The sequence below is a fragment of the Novosphingobium resinovorum genome (assembly GCF_036352595.1).
Classification (GTDB): domain Bacteria; phylum Pseudomonadota; class Alphaproteobacteria; order Sphingomonadales; family Sphingomonadaceae; genus Novosphingobium; species Novosphingobium resinovorum_B.
On sequence record NZ_JAZFAX010000001.1, the window covers coordinates 541044 to 556258 of the forward strand.

The 15215-nt window shown below is 62.2% G+C and carries 13 protein-coding genes; 5 read left to right on the forward strand and 8 right to left on the reverse strand.

The features are described from left to right. Positions 1-2 precede the first annotated feature (2 nt). The gene (locus V2S85_RS02695; RefSeq protein WP_330701318.1) at positions 3-527 is read right to left on the reverse strand and encodes a hypothetical protein; all 525 of its coding nucleotides are present in this window, start codon (positions 525-527) and stop codon (positions 3-5) included. 224 nt (positions 528-751) lie between these two features. Here V2S85_RS02695 and V2S85_RS02700 point away from each other — a divergent pair, with 224 nt between their 5' ends. From V2S85_RS02700 to V2S85_RS02720, 5 genes are all read left to right on the forward strand, one after another. Then, positions 752-1249, forward strand: a complete 498-nt coding sequence (locus tag V2S85_RS02700; protein WP_330701319.1) for a sigma-70 family RNA polymerase sigma factor — start codon at positions 752-754, stop codon at positions 1247-1249. A 132-nt stretch (positions 1250-1381) separates the two neighbouring features. Then, on the forward strand, positions 1382-2362 hold the full coding sequence (locus tag V2S85_RS02705) for a FecR family protein (protein WP_330701320.1): 981 nt from the start codon (positions 1382-1384) through the stop codon (positions 2360-2362). Between the two features lie 141 nt (positions 2363-2503). Then, positions 2504-4948 carry a TonB-dependent receptor gene (locus V2S85_RS02710; RefSeq protein WP_330701321.1) on the forward strand — a complete coding sequence of 815 codons (2445 nt, stop codon included), beginning with the start codon at positions 2504-2506 and terminating at the stop codon, positions 4946-4948. 5 nt (positions 4949-4953) lie between these two features. After that, a complete protein-coding gene (locus V2S85_RS02715) occupies positions 4954-6159 on the forward strand; it encodes a PepSY-associated TM helix domain-containing protein (RefSeq protein WP_330701322.1) in 1206 nt (401 codons plus the stop codon). After that, positions 6146-6931, forward strand: a complete 786-nt coding sequence (locus tag V2S85_RS02720) for a TonB family protein (RefSeq protein ID WP_330701323.1) — start codon at positions 6146-6148, stop codon at positions 6929-6931. Before V2S85_RS02715 ends, V2S85_RS02720 begins: the two co-directional genes overlap by 14 nt. A gap of 95 nt (positions 6932-7026) precedes the next feature. Here V2S85_RS02720 and V2S85_RS02725 read toward each other — a convergent pair whose 3' ends face one another. The 7 genes from V2S85_RS02725 to V2S85_RS02755 all read right to left on the reverse strand — a co-directional run bounded on the left by V2S85_RS02725 (position 7027) and on the right by V2S85_RS02755 (position 15078). After that, entirely contained in the window at positions 7027-7833 is an 807-nt protein-coding gene (locus V2S85_RS02725) for a DNA -binding domain-containing protein (protein WP_330701324.1), read from the reverse strand. A 194-nt stretch (positions 7834-8027) separates the two neighbouring features. Further along, positions 8028-8642 (reverse strand): hypothetical protein, encoded by a 615-nt coding sequence (locus tag V2S85_RS02730; protein ID WP_330701325.1) that lies wholly within the window; start codon positions 8640-8642, stop codon positions 8028-8030. Between the two features lie 51 nt (positions 8643-8693). Next, complete coding sequence (locus tag V2S85_RS02735; protein ID WP_330701326.1) at positions 8694-9482, reverse strand: TonB family protein; 789 nt, start codon at positions 9480-9482, stop codon at positions 8694-8696. After that, positions 9469-10680 carry a PepSY-associated TM helix domain-containing protein gene (locus V2S85_RS02740; RefSeq protein WP_330701327.1) on the reverse strand — a complete coding sequence of 404 codons (1212 nt, stop codon included), beginning with the start codon at positions 10678-10680 and terminating at the stop codon, positions 9469-9471. The genes V2S85_RS02735 and V2S85_RS02740 overlap by 14 nt, the downstream gene beginning before the upstream one ends. Before the next feature lie 115 nt (positions 10681-10795). Then, the gene (locus V2S85_RS02745; protein WP_330701328.1) at positions 10796-13201 is read right to left on the reverse strand and encodes a TonB-dependent siderophore receptor; all 2406 of its coding nucleotides are present in this window, start codon (positions 13199-13201) and stop codon (positions 10796-10798) included. 201 nt (positions 13202-13402) lie between these two features. Beyond that, on the reverse strand, positions 13403-14443 hold the full coding sequence (locus V2S85_RS02750; RefSeq protein ID WP_330701329.1) for a FecR family protein: 1041 nt from the start codon (positions 14441-14443) through the stop codon (positions 13403-13405). Positions 14444-14574: 131 nt separating this feature from the next. Beyond that, positions 14575-15078, reverse strand: a complete 504-nt coding sequence (locus V2S85_RS02755) for a sigma-70 family RNA polymerase sigma factor (RefSeq protein ID WP_330701330.1) — start codon at positions 15076-15078, stop codon at positions 14575-14577. Between the last annotated feature and the right edge of the window lie 137 nt (positions 15079-15215).

The following is a 15215-nucleotide window of genomic DNA, read 5'->3' on the forward strand; positions in this document are numbered from 1 at the left end:
CGTTACGGTTTTTGGGACTTCTCAAAGGCATCGAGCGCATCCTGATCGGCCTTCCAGACAAATTCGCAGGCGAGCAGCGTCTTGCCCGGCAGCGATGCGCTTTCCCGCGCGATGATCGACACCGTTCCCATATCGGGCTGCGGCTGCTCCTCCACCGGCAATGCCCGCGCATAGCCCTTGGTGGAAGCGCCGAAGAGGGAGGAGCGCTCCTTCGTCAGATGATAATGTTCAGCCAGCGCCTCGGCCTGCAATCCGTCGATGAGAATACCGATGCTTGTACCGGCAAAGAGGATCTGCCTGCTCTTGAACCCGTCCTGCCCGATCTCGTCCGGCACCGTGAAGACATGGGCGGACAGCATCGATGTATCGGGCTTGGCGAGTTTCTCCGCCGCATCATAAAGGGCGGTGGCCGAGTCCATCGCATAGGGCGGCTTGCAGATTGCCGCGTCGAAGAAGGCGCTCGCCGAAGCAACCGTGCCAAGCGCGGCAGCGCCCAGAACCGGAATAGCGAAGTAGCTGCGAAACATCGATATTCCTCTTTGTTGTCATAGCTGAAAGCCTCCCCTTGGCATAGGGAGAGCCGTCCAGGCAAACCTATCTATTGGACCTCGTAAATCACAGGACCGTTTCGGGGACGCCCGGTTTTCATTGCGGAACAATGCTCCTTCGGCTAGCTATTATTGCGAACGCCTCGCAACTGGTTGGTCCTTTTCCAACTCGGCGCGAGACCGCGCGGAGGGAAGTCGACGCCTTGACCAACGAACGTATAGCCCTGCGCCTCTATAGGACGCACCGCGATACGCTCGTCAACTATGCCGGTAGGCTGTCGGGGGACCACGTGGGCGCCGAGGACATCGTGCAGGATGCCTGGCTGCTGATGGACCGGAAAACGGACAGCGGCGCCATCCGCGAGCCGCTCGGCTATCTTCGACGGATCATCCGCAATCTCGTCTTCGCGCAAGCCCGTCAATCGCGCGGCACCGCACTCATTGCCGAGGACTTTCCCGACATCGTCGATGACCGGCCCTCCGCCGAAGCGGAATTGATGGCGCGGCAGGCAATGGCATTTGTGCTTGATGCGATCGATGCGATGTCCGCGCGCCAGAAGGCAGCGATCAAGATGTATCATTTCGAGGAGATGAAGCTGCGCGAGATCGCCGCGAAACTGGGCCTGTCGGTCTCCTACACGCACAGCCTGATCGCCGAAGGCATGGAAATCTGCAATCAGCGCCGCCGCCAGGGGCTCTGAATCGATGGCCCTCGAAAAAATCACAGGAAAAGGCGTGCGCCCAAACATCTGCCTCATATGCAGGCCCCTTCCTCATTATCGGTCCCGCGCGTCCATTGCCATCTGCACCTCGTGCCCGATGACTGGCCGATCATGACAGCGGAAGGGCGCACGCCAGAACGCGCGGCCGCCGAATGGTTCATCGCCCTGCGGGAAGACCCCGGCGACGCTGCGTTGCGGACGCGCTTCACCGCCTGGCTTGACGCTGATCCCCGCCACGCCGAAGCTTGGGCGGAGATGGGCGAGACCGCTCGGATCATTAGCGCCGCGCCGCTTGAACGGCGCGCCTATGACGTACCGGCTTCCATTCCTGGGCATGGACTTGCGTGGCGGCGTGGTCGTCACCGGGCCATGGCCAATCCGCGCCGCTTCTTGAAACGGGCGGCGGTTGCCGCCGCCGTTGCTTGCCTCGCGCTGGTCGCCGCGCCAACGCTCTTGCTACGACTGTCCGCCGATCACATCTCGGGCGTGGGCGAGGTTGAGACCATCCGGCTTGCGGACGGCTCCACCATCGAACTGGGGCCGGACAGCGCGATCGCCGTCGATTATGACTCCGGCGGACGCGGCATCCGCTTGCTGTCGGGCCAAGCGATGTTCGAGGTGCGCCGCGATCCAGCGCGGCCGTTTAGCGTGACCGCACGCGATGTCACGACGACGGTGCTGGGGACCGGCTTCGAAGTGCGCATGATCGGGGACGCCACCAGCGTCGCCGTTCGACATGGCCGGGTCCGTGTTGAAGACGGTGAAAGCACCCGCGAACTGGGGGCCGGCGATTGGGTCCGCATCGCACCAGGCGCCCTGCTTTCTGCGGGTGCCGGGACGCCGGAACTGGTCGGCGCGTGGCGCGGCGGCAAGGTGCCGGTGCGTAACCGCCCAATCGCCGAGGCCATCGACGAGATGCGGCCCTGGTATAACGGCAAGATCGTCCTTGCCGACCGCGCGCTCGGCGAAAAGCTAGTGACCGGCAGCTATGATTTCCACGATCCGGCACGCAGCCTCGATTTGATCATTGCTCCCTATGGCGGTCGCGTGGTGCGGATTACGCCCTGGCTGATGATCGTGACGGGCGGATAAAAGCCTTGCTGTTTCAAGGGCCTGTCGCGGCGCAAAAATAATTCTCCAAAAATCGCAGGAAAACCGGCGCCCTGGATCATCTCCCTTAAGACGCGACTGCATCGCATTTGCATAAATGCAGTTGTCAGATGGAGATTGTTGATGAGCGGGGGTTATGTGACGAAACGATTCGGGGCACAGCGGGCGGCGGTATTCGGCGCGCTGCTGATGGGAACGACAGCGTTGGCGGGCGTGGTGGTTCCGGCGCCAGCCCTGGCGCAGACCACGGCGTCCACCCAGCGTCCTTTCAACATCCCCGCCCAATCCCTCCGCGAAGCCCTTCTAATCTTCGGCCAGCAATCCGGCCTCCAGGTGACGGCGCAGGGACCGCTGGTCGAAGGTCGCACCAGCGCAGCGGTCTCCGGCACCCTCTCGCCGGCCGAAGCGCTGAGCCGTCTCCTGACCGGCACCGGCCTGACCTTCCGCTTCGACGGAGCCGACGCCGTGCGGATTGAACCCGTTCCGCAGTCAGCGGACGGCGCGATCCAACTCGGGCCGGTGCGGGTGGAGGGCGCTAACAATGGATCGGGCGACCGCACGACTCCGGCCCCCACTGTCGGCAACATCGTCCAGACCGAAGGCACCGCGACCGATGGCTACCGGGTCCGCACGCTGACGAGCGTGGGGCCGCTCGGCGCGATGGCAATCAAGGATACGCCCTATTCGGTGAGCGTGACCCCCAGGGAACTGATCGAGAATATCCAGGCCCAGTCCCCCGACGATATCTTCAAGATCAATCCCTACACCCGCATGATGACGCCGCAGATCACCGGCTGGGCGCCGATGGTCAGCATTCGCGGTTTCCAGACTTATGACCGGGCTGAGGATGGCCTACGCAGATCGTTCCATCACGCAGCCGTCGTCGAGGACAAGGAACGGATTGAGGTGCTCGGCGGCCTTTCCGGCTTCCTCTACGGCGCTTCTTCCCCCGGCGGCATGATCAATTATGTTTACAAGCGTCCGACACTCGACCCGTTTCGCAGCGTCACCGTCGGCAATTATGGCGGCGAGCAATATTATGGCCATGCGGATCTTGGCGGCTCGATCGACGCGCAGGGGCAGCTTGGCTATCGGCTCAACCTTGTCAAACAGGCGGGCGATACGGCGGTCGACTATCAGAATATCAACCGTTTCCTCGCCAGCGGCGCGCTCGACTGGCGGATCACCGATCGCCTCATTCTCGAACTCAATGCCGCTTACCACCACTATAAATTGCGCGGCCCATCCGCCTACTGGTTCATTCGTCCCGGCGTGACGCGGGGCGCGGCGCCCGATGCCGGCAAGAACTGGGGGCAGCCCTGGGTCAGGGACGAATTCGAGACGGTGAAACTGATGGCCAAGCTCAGCTATCAGCTCAGCGACCATGTGACGCTGCGCGGCGCCTATGGATGGGATGATGTCGATCGGCCGGTTCAGGATCACACGCAAAATTCGGTGCGTGCCACCGATGCCTACTACCAGATCCGTATCCGATCGGGCCGGACAAGGGATCGCAATCAGGCGGCCAACCTGCTCGCCGATTTTGATTTCGACACCGGCCCCCTCTCGCACAAGGTGACGCTGGGCTACTTTGGCTATTGGAGCAAGAGCTGGAGCACGACCTACAGCCCCAACACCACTTATCTTGGCCCCTATCCACGGTCCGAGCCGACCTATGTGCCCGAACCGGCCTTTCCCGCTGATACCTCCACCCCTTATTATTCCGGGCGCGGTCGCAACGACAATTATGTGGTCGGCGATCAGATTTCGATAGGCAACCAGGTGACCGCGATTGTGGGCGTGTCGCGCAGCGAAATCTTTGACCGCAGCCTCGATACGACCGGCGCGCTTAGCCGCGCGGACTACAAAAAAGGCCGCTGGTCACCGACCGTCGCGCTGACATACAAACCCCTCCCCTGGTTGACCGCCTACGCCTCCTATATCGAAGGGCTGGAAACGGGCGGCGTCGCACCGCTAACGGCGGCGAATGCGCGCGAGATCATGCCGCCCATGGTCAGTCGCCAGAAAGAGATCGGCGTGAAGGCCGAACTGGGCGGATTGCTGCTCACAGGCGCGCTGTTCGATATCAGCAAGGCCTATGAGCTGCTGACCGACGACAATCTCTATACCCAGGATGGGCGTCAGAAGCATCGCGGGATCGAATTCTCCGCGACCGGCAGGCTCACCAACAACCTGACGATCGTCGGCGGCTTCACGGCGCTCGACGCCGATGTCGATGGCGGCGATTATGACGGCCTCAAGCCGATCAACGTCGCGGGCAACTGGGCCAAGCTCTATCTGGAATATGACCTGCCCTTCGTGCCGGGCCTGACCCTGACCGGCGGCGTCTATCGCACGGACAAGCAGTGGGGCAACGCTGTCAACACCGACAGGCTCCCGGCCTACACCACTTTCGATCTGGGCGCGCGCTACAGCGTTCCGATCGGCGACAAGGCGCTCAGTCTCAGGGTGACGGTCAACAATGTCGCCGACAAGAGCTATTGGCAGAACGCCTATTATGTCGGCCTGCCGCGGAGCGTGGCCTTCTCGGCCCAATTCCAGTTCTGATCGCCATGCGGGCAGGTCTGGTTCTGTGTCACCGTTATGTCGGGTTGACGATCGCGGGATTTCTCGTGATCGCCAGCCTGACTGGAAGCCTCATCGTCTTCCGGGCGGAACTGGACGCTCTCCTCAATCCCGAACTCTTCCGGGTGCAGGTCCGCGGGGCCCCTATGCTGGGCTATGGCGGGATCGCGCGGGCAGTCGAAAACTTTGATCCCGATGTTCGCGCCGGGACGATCGTCTATGCACGGCATCCCGGTGAAAGTGCGCAGGTTGTCATCGTCCCAAGGACCGATGCGCCCACGCCGCGCTACAATCAGCTTTTCGTCGATCCCTATAGTGGCGCGATCCTGGGCCAGCGCACCTATGGCGCGTTCGTGCTGGACCGGCCGCACCTTATGCCCTTCCTGCACCGCTTTCATTATACGCTGATGATGCCCGCCAATGCGGGCGTAGTCCTGCTGGGTATCGTCGCACTGCTCTGGATGGTGGACTGTTTCGTTGCCTTCATCCTGACCCTGCCGCGTGGCCGGCCCTTCTGGCGAAAATGGCTACCGGCGTGGGGCATCAAGCGAAAGTCGGGCTCCTATCGTCTCAATCTCGACCTGCACCGGGCATCGGGCCTCTGGCTGTGGCCGATCCTGTTCCTGCTGGCGCTCACCAGCGTTGCCGTCAGCCTGGAGCAGGAAATATTCCGGCCCGTGCTATCGGCCTTGCTGCCCACCTCCGAGGAGCCTGTACGTCCGGAAGGCATTGCGCCTGACCCTGACGGCATCGGCTTTGACGGAGCGATAGCGGCGGCCGCCGCCGAAGCGCGGCGCAGAGGATGGGAGGCCGAACCGTCCGTCGCCTATCTAATCCACACAAGGCATGTCTTCGGTGTCCGCTTTGGCGATCCACGGCGGCCGGGTTTTGGCGTTTCGGTTGTCTTCGTCGACCTGGGCACCGGCCGCATCCTGCGTGTGGACAAGGCCGGGACCGGGCTTGCTGGCGACAAGGTCGCACAGCTCATGCTGCCGATCCACACCGGCAGGGTTGCCGGACTGCCAGGCCGCATCATGACGAGCGTAGCGGGGATGGTTATCGTGCTGCTGTGTGTGACAGGCATCGTCATTTGGTGGAAGAAGCGCGCGCCACGAGTCGCGCGGCGACGGAAGGTTCGCACGATCGCACCGCGCGCGGCTTTGTCGACAGGAGATGTCAATGCTGCTGAATGAGGTTCGCAGCGCTGATGGTGATCGACCCGGCCTGCAAAACGAACCAATCGTTATCGCCGCAACTGCGAGGGCGCCAATCGAGCGCCACGGCTATCGTCCCGCCGCCAGTAGCCGATGGTTCGGTCTTGTCTGCACGGCGTTGATCGCCTGCCTGGTCGCGGCGGGCTTTTTCGTCACCATCTCGATCGGCTTCGTCAAGCCGGCTCCCCAGGCGGCATTGACCGTGGTGGACCTGATGCCGCCCGCATCACCGCGGGAAGCCCCGCTCGAGGAAAGGCAAGCGCCTAAGCCGGTCGAAAAGAAGGAGCCACTGCCCGATCGAGCGCCCATGAAACCGGTCGAACTGCGGGTCGTACCGATCTTGCCGGTGGCCGTGCCGGTTGTGGCCCGTACTTCGGAGTCCTCGAAGTCGGCCACACGCGAACCTGAAACCGTGGCGCCCAAGACCGTTTCGGCGCCACCGGCGCCGCAGATATCGAGCAAGGGAGCGGAGACTTGGGAAGGACAAGTGCTGGCGGCGCTGAACAAGCAGCGGCGCTATCCACGCCTCGCCGTGACCCGCAGGCAGCAAGGCGTACCCTGGGTGCGGTTCGTGATGGACCGCGAAGGCAAGGTATTGTCGGCGCGGCTCGAACGTTCCTCCAGCTTTCCTGACCTTGACCGCGAAGCCGTCGCCCTGCCAAAGCGCGCGCAGCCGTTGCCGAAACCACCTGCAGACAAAGCCGGTAATACTCTTGAGCTGGTTGTACCGGTCGAGTTCTTCATCCGCTGACCGCCTTGGGCTTCTCCGATCCTGGCTGCTGATCCATCCGGGGCGTGGTCAATCCGAAAAAATCCCTCGTTCGACTGTCGATAGAGATACCCCATTTATCGCAATAGGTGCCGCCACCTCCCGCCGATCAGCGTATCCGCAGTCCTGAGCAACCGCTTCACATGCGTTCGCAGATAGTCCGATCTGCCGAACCAATCGCGCTCAACAAGGGCCGTGCCGTGAATGACGCAGGCAATCTCCTTGTGGCTCGCGCCAGCGTGCCGCCCATCCCATGCCTGCAAGGCCAGCGCCCACCGCCGTGCCCGCCGCTCAAGTGGAAACAAGGTGCGCGGGAAGCGGCCGAGACGGCATAGCGCGATCAGCCGGCGCAGCGTCAGGAGCTTTGCGGCCACATTGGCACGGTCGGAGAGATGATAATCGAGCCGCACCGGCCCCTCCAGCAATGTGCCCGAACGGACCTCTATGCGGATGCAACGCGGCCCGTCGGCAATCAATAGATGCTCGCCGCCGCGGTGACAGAGGACAACAGCGGGATGGCGCAAAGCGCGCAAATGGAAGGCGTCGACGGCGCCGCCCGGCGCGGGCGCGGCATCGACTGCCAAGACGGGCGGATGCAGCTCGCCGCACCAGAAGACATGCCCCGCTAAGCCGGCGATATCGTCGGGCACTGCGAGCGGAAACGGACCACGGCAGACGGATCGCGGGCCGATGGTGAGGACACGCAAGGGCGGCTTGGCGCGCAGCATTCGCCAGCGAGCATGGCGCAGTGCGACGGATTCGTTCCCTAAGGAACGACGCAAGCATTCCCATGCCCATGTCGCCTTGTCGAAACCAAGCAAGCGGTCGTAGCGCGCGCGGTCGCGCCATGCGGATGCGGCATCCGCCCGGATGATCGTTGCCATGATCCTCTCCATGTGAACCGCACACTGGCGCCAAGCGTCGCGGGCGGCTTCAAGATGCCAACGAGGCACCGCTTGCCGGCCGCCGCCAAGGCGGGCGAGCCGGAACAGCATGGAGAAATGGCAGAGTCGGCACCGGTGCGTCTCTCGATAACACCCGGCAAATCACGGAAATGCCCGGTAAAATGCACTGGCTCCTACTTACGAAGGCTGCGCTCGTGCTGCCAGCCCTCGCTGGTGAGGACCAACGACGCCTTGTCCGCGCCCTCCGCCTTCTCGAGCGCTCGCGACAGACGGGGGAGCGCGGCGCGCACTTCCGCCGCCTGCGTCCAAGGCGCGATATCCACCAGGCTGTAGCGGTAGCGGGTTTGTGTCGCCCAGATTCCCATCACGTCGGCGGGCTCGGTGTAGGACGTGACCTCGATCACATTGCGCCGCGCGAAACAGAGATCGAAGCCGCCGAAAAGCGGGTCGGAGGATTTGTGGATCATCTGCGCCCCGGTGTCGGTCGGGCGGTATATCAAGGCATCATAGCTCATGTCCGTGCCCATGATGGGCGGCCGCTCCTCGCGTCGGCTCTCGATCGACAACAACCCGGCGGCAGCCAGCGCCTCATAGCTCGCGCGCTGCTTCTCCGGTGTGTCCGCGCGCAGCGTGGCGGGTATCCTGCCGATGTTCACACATTCGGGGTTCTTATCGAACCAGCCTTGCAGCGCGGCCTTGAAATTGCCCTTGCTGACTTCTTTGGAGTCGCTGCACCCGGCCAGCAATAAAGCAGCCACCGCCATCGCGGCGCTTGATCGATACGACATCTTTATCTCTTTCCTCAACCAGTGGTCGCGCCCTACGGGGATGGGATTGCATCACATGCGCAGGAAGAATTCCACCGGCACGACCAGCTCCAGCGTGTCGCCGGGTTTGTCGGCTGGCGGTTTGGGGATTGGCTGGGCCCGCTTTGGCAGGGCCACCGCCTCGCGGTCGAGATCGGCGAAACCGGAGGATCGTTCAAGTCGCGATAAGAGCACCTTGCCCTCGCGGTCCATAACGAAGCGGATGTAGGGCACGCCTTGCTGCCGCCGCGCCATCGCCAAGCGCGGATAGCGGCGATGTTTGTTAAGTTGGGCGAGGACGCGGCCCTCCCAGGTGTCGGGGGCATCGTTCGATATTTGCGGAGCTGGTGGCGCGGGCGCCGTCTTGGGCGCGGCTGTCTCCGGTTCCGTCGGACCGGGATCGGAAAGCTTGGGCGTTACTGCCGACATTGGCACTGAGACCTGCGCGATCGGAACGATTGGAGATTCCACCGGCTGCAGCTTGGGCGCCTCCGGCTGCTCCCTCTTCTCGTGTACCGGCTTTGGCGCTTCATTTTCCTGCGGCGGCGTTTCCGCGGGGGACGCTTGTGGCAGGAGGTTTACGACCGTCAGCGCGGACGGTGGCTGAGCAGGAATGATATAGCTGACGGTAAAGAAGAAGCCCGCCACCGCCAACGCAAAGATAAATGCGGTGCCGCCCACACCGATCAAGCGGCTGCTTGCGGGTGGCTGATAGACATGTCGTTGAACTGGAACATCATTCGCGGCTATAAGCATGACATCAGTGCCCGTTGGCAGCGGCGCGTCTTGCAAGGGGTGGTTGCGAACCTTATTCAGCAGCATTGGTGCTCTCGATCCTGCGAAGGGAAGATTGTGGCTGACTTACAGCTCCGCGCTTTGAACGTTTTCGCGCATTCATCTTCTTCCACCAGACATAGACACCGGTGATCGACAGCATTGCAACTACCAGACCGGTGATGCAGATGAGAATACGGCCGGGCAGACCCGCGACCTGACCCGAGTGAATCGGAAGCATCAGCCCCGAGACGACATCGCCCGACTTACCGCCACCCGCTTCCTCGACCGAGAGGATTCGGCCGTCCTTTCCGGAAACGAAGATGCTCGATGCGCCGAAGCCCGCTTGATGCGGGCGGCCGAAACTAACCATGTAGAAGCCATGCGCGCGGGCGGCATGGATCAAACTGACTGGGCTATCCCATCCGCGCCGTTCCGCTTCGGTCTGCGCTCTCGTTGCGGCGGCATCCCAATCGAGGGTCATGGCGGGCGTCGCCGGCAAGAGCTGATCCCATATCCTTTGAGTAGTTGGAAGGAATGCTGTCAGCGCCGGGCGGAACAACTCACGGTTGAGGTTCAGCGATACGCTCGTCAGCGCCAACAAGAACAGCACCGCCCACAGCCACAGACCAAAGGCGCGATGCAAGTCGAGATTGAGGCGCTGGAGCCCAGCGCTGCGCTTGATGGTCCAGATCGGCCGCCATTTTTGCCAGAAGGGGCGTCCCCGTGGCAAGGTGAGGCCGAAGCCCACGAAGCAATCCAACATCCATGCCAACGCGACGCCGCCCAGGAGCCACCGCCCCCAACGCCCCGGCATGGTGAGCGTGTAGTGGAAACGGTAGAGGAAGGGCATCAGATGCGCCCGATCGAACTGCAACGCGCCATCCATCCGGTGGCCGAGAATCGCGCCTGTCGCCGGCTCGACGAATAGCTGGTCGTAATCTAGAGCTGCGGCTCCTTCTTTCGGCCCAACATAGGCAATAGCGCTCGCATTCCTATCGCTCGGAAGCGCAAGCGTGAGTATCTCCACATTCAGGTGGGCGCACTCGACCTGCGCCACAATCCGCGATGGAGACAGCACTGGTCCCGCCTGTTCGACATGGAACAGGCGGGGATTGAGCCAGCTATCCAACTCGGACCGGAACGCGAGGGCGCTTCCGGTCAGACCGGCGATGACAAGAAACCCCGCCATCGTCAGCCCGACATAACGATGCAGGATGACCAGATATCCGCGCGTTCTGGTCATCCCCAAAGTATGAGCCGCCGATACGGATCGACGGCCCTAATCCTTGATCGGACGCGCCCGCCTCGTTTTCCAATGCCGGCACAGACAACGACAAGATGCGGTTTCGACACCTCTGCTACCATTTATAACGCAATGTCGCCGTCACACTGCGCTTTTCCCCGAGGTAGCATTCGCCGTGGTAGCAAATCGTGTTGTAATTATTGTTGAATAGGTTGCTGGCGCTCACGATCAAGCGCCATGGCCCGGTTTCATAATGCGCGGAGGCATTGAACAGCCAGAAACCCGGCTCGATCGTCGTGTTTGCCTCGTCATTGGGACGCTCCCCGGTGTAGTTGACGCCGACGCCAAGACCCAGACCCATCAGTGCGGTGTAGTCGAGCCAGGCCGAAGCCGTCTGCTCGGGGATGATGGCTGGCTTCTTGCCGACTTCGGTCGCGTCGGCGCTCTGGACGATTTTGCCGAACAGCCGGGTATAGGAAGCGGTAGCGTTCAATCCGGGAAGCACTTCCGCCTTGGCTTCCAGTTCCAGACCACGCGAGCGCTGCTTGCCGATCTGGCGGGCGTCGCCCGTCATGTTGTCATAGGTAACGACGTTCGTTTTGGTCAGATTGAAAAACGCCGCCGTTAGGAGCAGCGAGGAGCCTTCGGGCCGATATTTCAGGCCTGCTTCGACCTGCCGCCCTCTGGTCGGCTTGAAGGGTTCACCATTGGCGTCGAGGCCGAGAGCAGGGAGGAAGGATTCCGTATAGCTGACATAAGGGGCAAGGCCGTTGCCGATCAGATAGGTGAGGCCCGCACGCCCGCTGAAGGCTTCATCCTTTTGAACCGTGCGTGTGGACGACCGGCGATTATCCGTGATCGCACGGGCGAAATCCATGCGGCCGCCCAACGTCAGCACCCAATGCTCGCCAGCTTTGATCTGATCCTGGGCATAAAGACCGATCTGACGCTGCCTCTGCGTGAAATCTTGAAGCACCCCGGTCGGTGTGGCGATGACCTGACCATAGACCGGAGCGAGCAGATCGAGATCGGGCGCCGGGCCGCGTCGCCGCAGCGCCGTTCCGGTCTGGTGGTTATAATCCACTCCTGCGACAATCACATGCTCGATCGCGCCGGTATTCAGGGAACCGTTGATGCGGCTGTCGAAAGACAGTTGCTTGATGCCGTCATTCCATGTCCGTGCGAAGCGGGAATAGGTGTGACCATCGGCCTGAAGTTCATTCACCCAGATCGCGCGCCGATCCAGCGACACTTCGCTGTAGCGAGCATTTTGCTGAAAGCTCCATGAGTCGCTGAATCGGTGCTCGAACTCATAGCCCAGAGACCATTGGTCCTGCTTGAAATCACTGAACGAATAGTCGCCCATCTTGACGCGCGTCAGGCTGAGGTCGGCGGCGACGGCATAATAGGGGTCTTCGCCTGATTTGCTTTTGAGCCATTGGCCCAGAACCGTCAGCGAGGTGTCGTCGCTGGGCTGCCAGCGCAGGGAAGGGGCCAGCATATAACGCTGCCGGTCGATGCGCGTGCCATCGGGGTAGCTATCCTGGTCATTGCTATCGAGCGCGACACCGACCAGTCGAGCCGAGAGCGTCTTTCCTGTATCGATGGCACCGCCGAAATCGAACGCCGCCTGCTTTCGATCGAAGCTGCCATATTGCAGAGCGATCTCGTGGATCGGATCGGCGGTGGGCCGCTTGCTGATACGGTTGATGATGCCGCCTGCGTCGGCCTGACCGTAAATAACCGACGATGGCCCGCGCAGAACCTCGACACGCTCGACCGCATAAGGGTCGGTCATATAATAAACGACGCCGAAATTGGCTTGCGACAGACCATCCCGGAAGTTTCCGCTGTTAGCGGAAAAGCCCCGTATGTTGATATATTCCCAGCCCCGGTTGTCGGGGCCATAGGTATTGACGGAAATGCCGGGGGTTTGCGCCACGATATCCATCATGTTCAGCGCGCCGCGCATTTCGATCTCATCGCGGCCTATAACGGAGACCGACTGAGGGATTTCGGTGATGGGCGTGTCGGTCTTGGTGGCTGTCTGGCTACGGCGCGCAACATAGCCTATGACGGGTCCGGTTGTGGTTTCGACATAACCGGCCGGCGCGTTTCCATCGGTTCCTTCGACGCGCACAGGCCCGAGTTGGATCGCGCCATCCGCTGCTTGCGGCGCTGGCTCAAGGGTCACGATATTACCACTGATCTTATAAACGAGGCCGGTGCCAGTCAGGAGACGGCTCAGGGCATCATGTGGTGTCATCGTGCCGGATACGGCGCTGGACGTGTGACCGGCGGCCAACCCGGCTGGCACGCTAACTTGCAGGCCGGATTGGCGGCCGAAGATCGTGAGCGCGGAGGGGAGCGACTGTGCGGGAATATCGAAGGAGCGCTGCGCGGCGGTCTGCGCCTGTGCGGACGTGGTCCATACGGCTCCCGCCATCGTTGTCGTAGTCAGCAGCGCCGCAGCCCATATCGCGCGCCGCTTCCCCCTGTGCGCCAAACCCCCATCAATCATCACGAATCGTCCTTCGTCAAAATTATCAAACGAGGGACCGCATCCCAAGTTTTGCGAATGCAATGCAGAAGCATGAGCCCTCGCATTCAATTGACTGTGGAGGGACGGATTTTTTCGGGAGAAACTTCCAACCGAGTTGCTAATTTGAACAAATAGCGCTTCTTTCCAGAAGGTTGCATGCCATTTATTTTGTTGCGCGCATCAACTCTCAGATAGGATGAGCAGCCAGGGTGTAATCTGCCGGACGTGCCCGCCATATGCTTTGGCGAGCGCTGTCATGGCCCCGGCGGGGTTGCGCAGATCATACACGCCGGTCACGCGACGTTGGGCGAGCGTATCCGAGCGCACCACGATCATGCCGCCATACCAGGGACGCAGCGCCTCGATCACCTCGCTCATTGGCTTGTCCTGAACGGCTAACTGTCCATCGCGCCACGCGCCGATGAGATCGAGCGACTCCGTCTCGTGCCTCACCGTCCCGGATGGTCCGATCGAAACCGCCTGGCCGGCGGTGAGCCGCTCCGCGATGATCCGTTTTGCTTTCACATCCTCGACGCGCACGATGCCCTGGGCGACGCCAACATGGATGTCGTCGTGGCCAAGCCGCACCTCGAAGGCAGTGCCTATGTCGGTCGTCTCCACATCTCGCGCGACCACGCGGAACGGCCGCCCAGATTCGTCGTGGACCTCAAACCAGGCCTGCCCGCGCAGCAGCCTGATCCGTCGTTCCCCCTCCGAATAGTCGATCGCGATTGCCGAGCCGGGATAGAGGCTTGCATGGCTTCCGTCCGAAAGCCGCACCTCGCGCAGTTCGCCGGTGCCGGCGATTTCGTCCGCCTGCCAGTGCAGCATCGCTTCCGGCACGGCAATGACCGCCAGCATGGCAGCCGCCACGGCAGGGAGTGCGACCTTGAGGAACGGTCGGCGCACCCTGCGCCTTCCGTCGGGTGAAGCGTGGCGGATTCGATGCCTGCGCGCCGCGTGTATGGGAGAGGCAAGCTTCGGCTTGCGCTTTCGGGCCTGCTTCTCCCAGCGTTCAGGATGGACCGGCCGCGTCTCCCCGATACCGCCGTAGACCCGCGCGGTTTCTTCCCATGCGGCGGCGTTCAACGAATTGGCCGAATGCCATTGCTCGAAGCGCTGGCGAACGACGGGATCGTCCGGCGACTCCTGAAGCGTGACGATCCAGTCGAGCGCCTCCACGTCGGCACGCATCGCGGCGGAATTAGGGTCTTCCGACATCAATGCTCCTCTCGCCCGCTGCCATCGCAGCGGGCTATGGCCCGCCTGCATGTTTGCGCGGACCTCATCTGATAATGACTGATTGGCATCCGAATTTTTCGGATTATTTCTTCACAAGGCTCCATGAAGCCTCAGCGCAGACGGGAGCGGCAGTGCGCAACGCCCTCGATCACGAGCTGGTGCGCCACCGTGAGCGAAACGCCAAGCTCCTCGGCGATCTCGCGCAGCTTTGCGCCACCGAAGCGGTGCATTTCGACAGCGATGCGCTTGCGTTCGGGCAGCTCGGCCAAGGCCGCTTCTAGACGGGCGAATTCGTCCCGCGCCAGCGCGGCCTCCTCCGGCGAAGGCAGGTCCGAGACGACGCTGGCAAGCGCCATTTCTCCATCGGGCACGAACGACGCGGCTTCGCGGCGCGAACGCCACACTCGGTCCAGGGCAAGATTGCGGACGATCCGGGCGAGATAACGCCTAGGCTGCTCCAGCAGCCGCTTCGCAGCCGTCTCGCCAAGGCGCAGATAGGCTTCCTGGACAATTTCTTCGGCGTAGTCCTGATCGCCGGTGATCCTGTTTGCGTATCGGATCAGATCGCGGCGCTGATGTATGACCTGTTCATATTGCAACTTCGTCTGCCCCACATCCCTCGCCTAGAACTGCGGCGCCCGAGGGGCGACTCATCGCGACATCCACTGCCAATTGCGAACTATTTGCAATAATAGCCCGCGCGACGGATTATGCAACCGCGCCACAATCCGGCCAAAATGGCAGGATCGTC

Excerpts from the sequence above, each read along its gene's own strand:
- V2S85_RS02725 (WP_330701324.1), bottom strand. The coding sequence starts at position 7,833 with ATGGCAACGATCATCCGGGCGGATGCCGCATCCGCATGGCGCGACCGC.
- V2S85_RS02740 (WP_330701327.1), bottom strand. The coding sequence starts at position 10,680 with ATGACCAGAACGCGCGGATATCTGGTCATCCTGCATCGTTATGTCGGG.
- V2S85_RS02745 (WP_330701328.1), bottom strand. The coding sequence starts at position 13,201 with ATGATTGATGGGGGTTTGGCGCACAGGGGGAAGCGGCGCGCGATATGG.
- V2S85_RS02695 (WP_330701318.1), bottom strand. The coding sequence starts at position 527 with ATGTTTCGCAGCTACTTCGCTATTCCGGTTCTGGGCGCTGCCGCGCTT.
- V2S85_RS02710 (WP_330701321.1), top strand. The coding sequence starts at position 2,504 with ATGAGCGGGGGTTATGTGACGAAACGATTCGGGGCACAGCGGGCGGCG.
- V2S85_RS02750 (WP_330701329.1), bottom strand. The coding sequence starts at position 14,443 with ATGTCGGAAGACCCTAATTCCGCCGCGATGCGTGCCGACGTGGAGGCG.
- V2S85_RS02735 (WP_330701326.1), bottom strand. The coding sequence starts at position 9,482 with ATGCTGCTGAATAAGGTTCGCAACCACCCCTTGCAAGACGCGCCGCTG.
- V2S85_RS02720 (WP_330701323.1), top strand. The coding sequence starts at position 6,146 with ATGCTGCTGAATGAGGTTCGCAGCGCTGATGGTGATCGACCCGGCCTG.
- V2S85_RS02730 (WP_330701325.1), bottom strand. The coding sequence starts at position 8,642 with ATGTCGTATCGATCAAGCGCCGCGATGGCGGTGGCTGCTTTATTGCTG.
- V2S85_RS02715 (WP_330701322.1), top strand. The coding sequence starts at position 4,954 with ATGCGGGCAGGTCTGGTTCTGTGTCACCGTTATGTCGGGTTGACGATC.
- V2S85_RS02705 (WP_330701320.1), top strand. The coding sequence starts at position 1,382 with ATGACAGCGGAAGGGCGCACGCCAGAACGCGCGGCCGCCGAATGGTTC.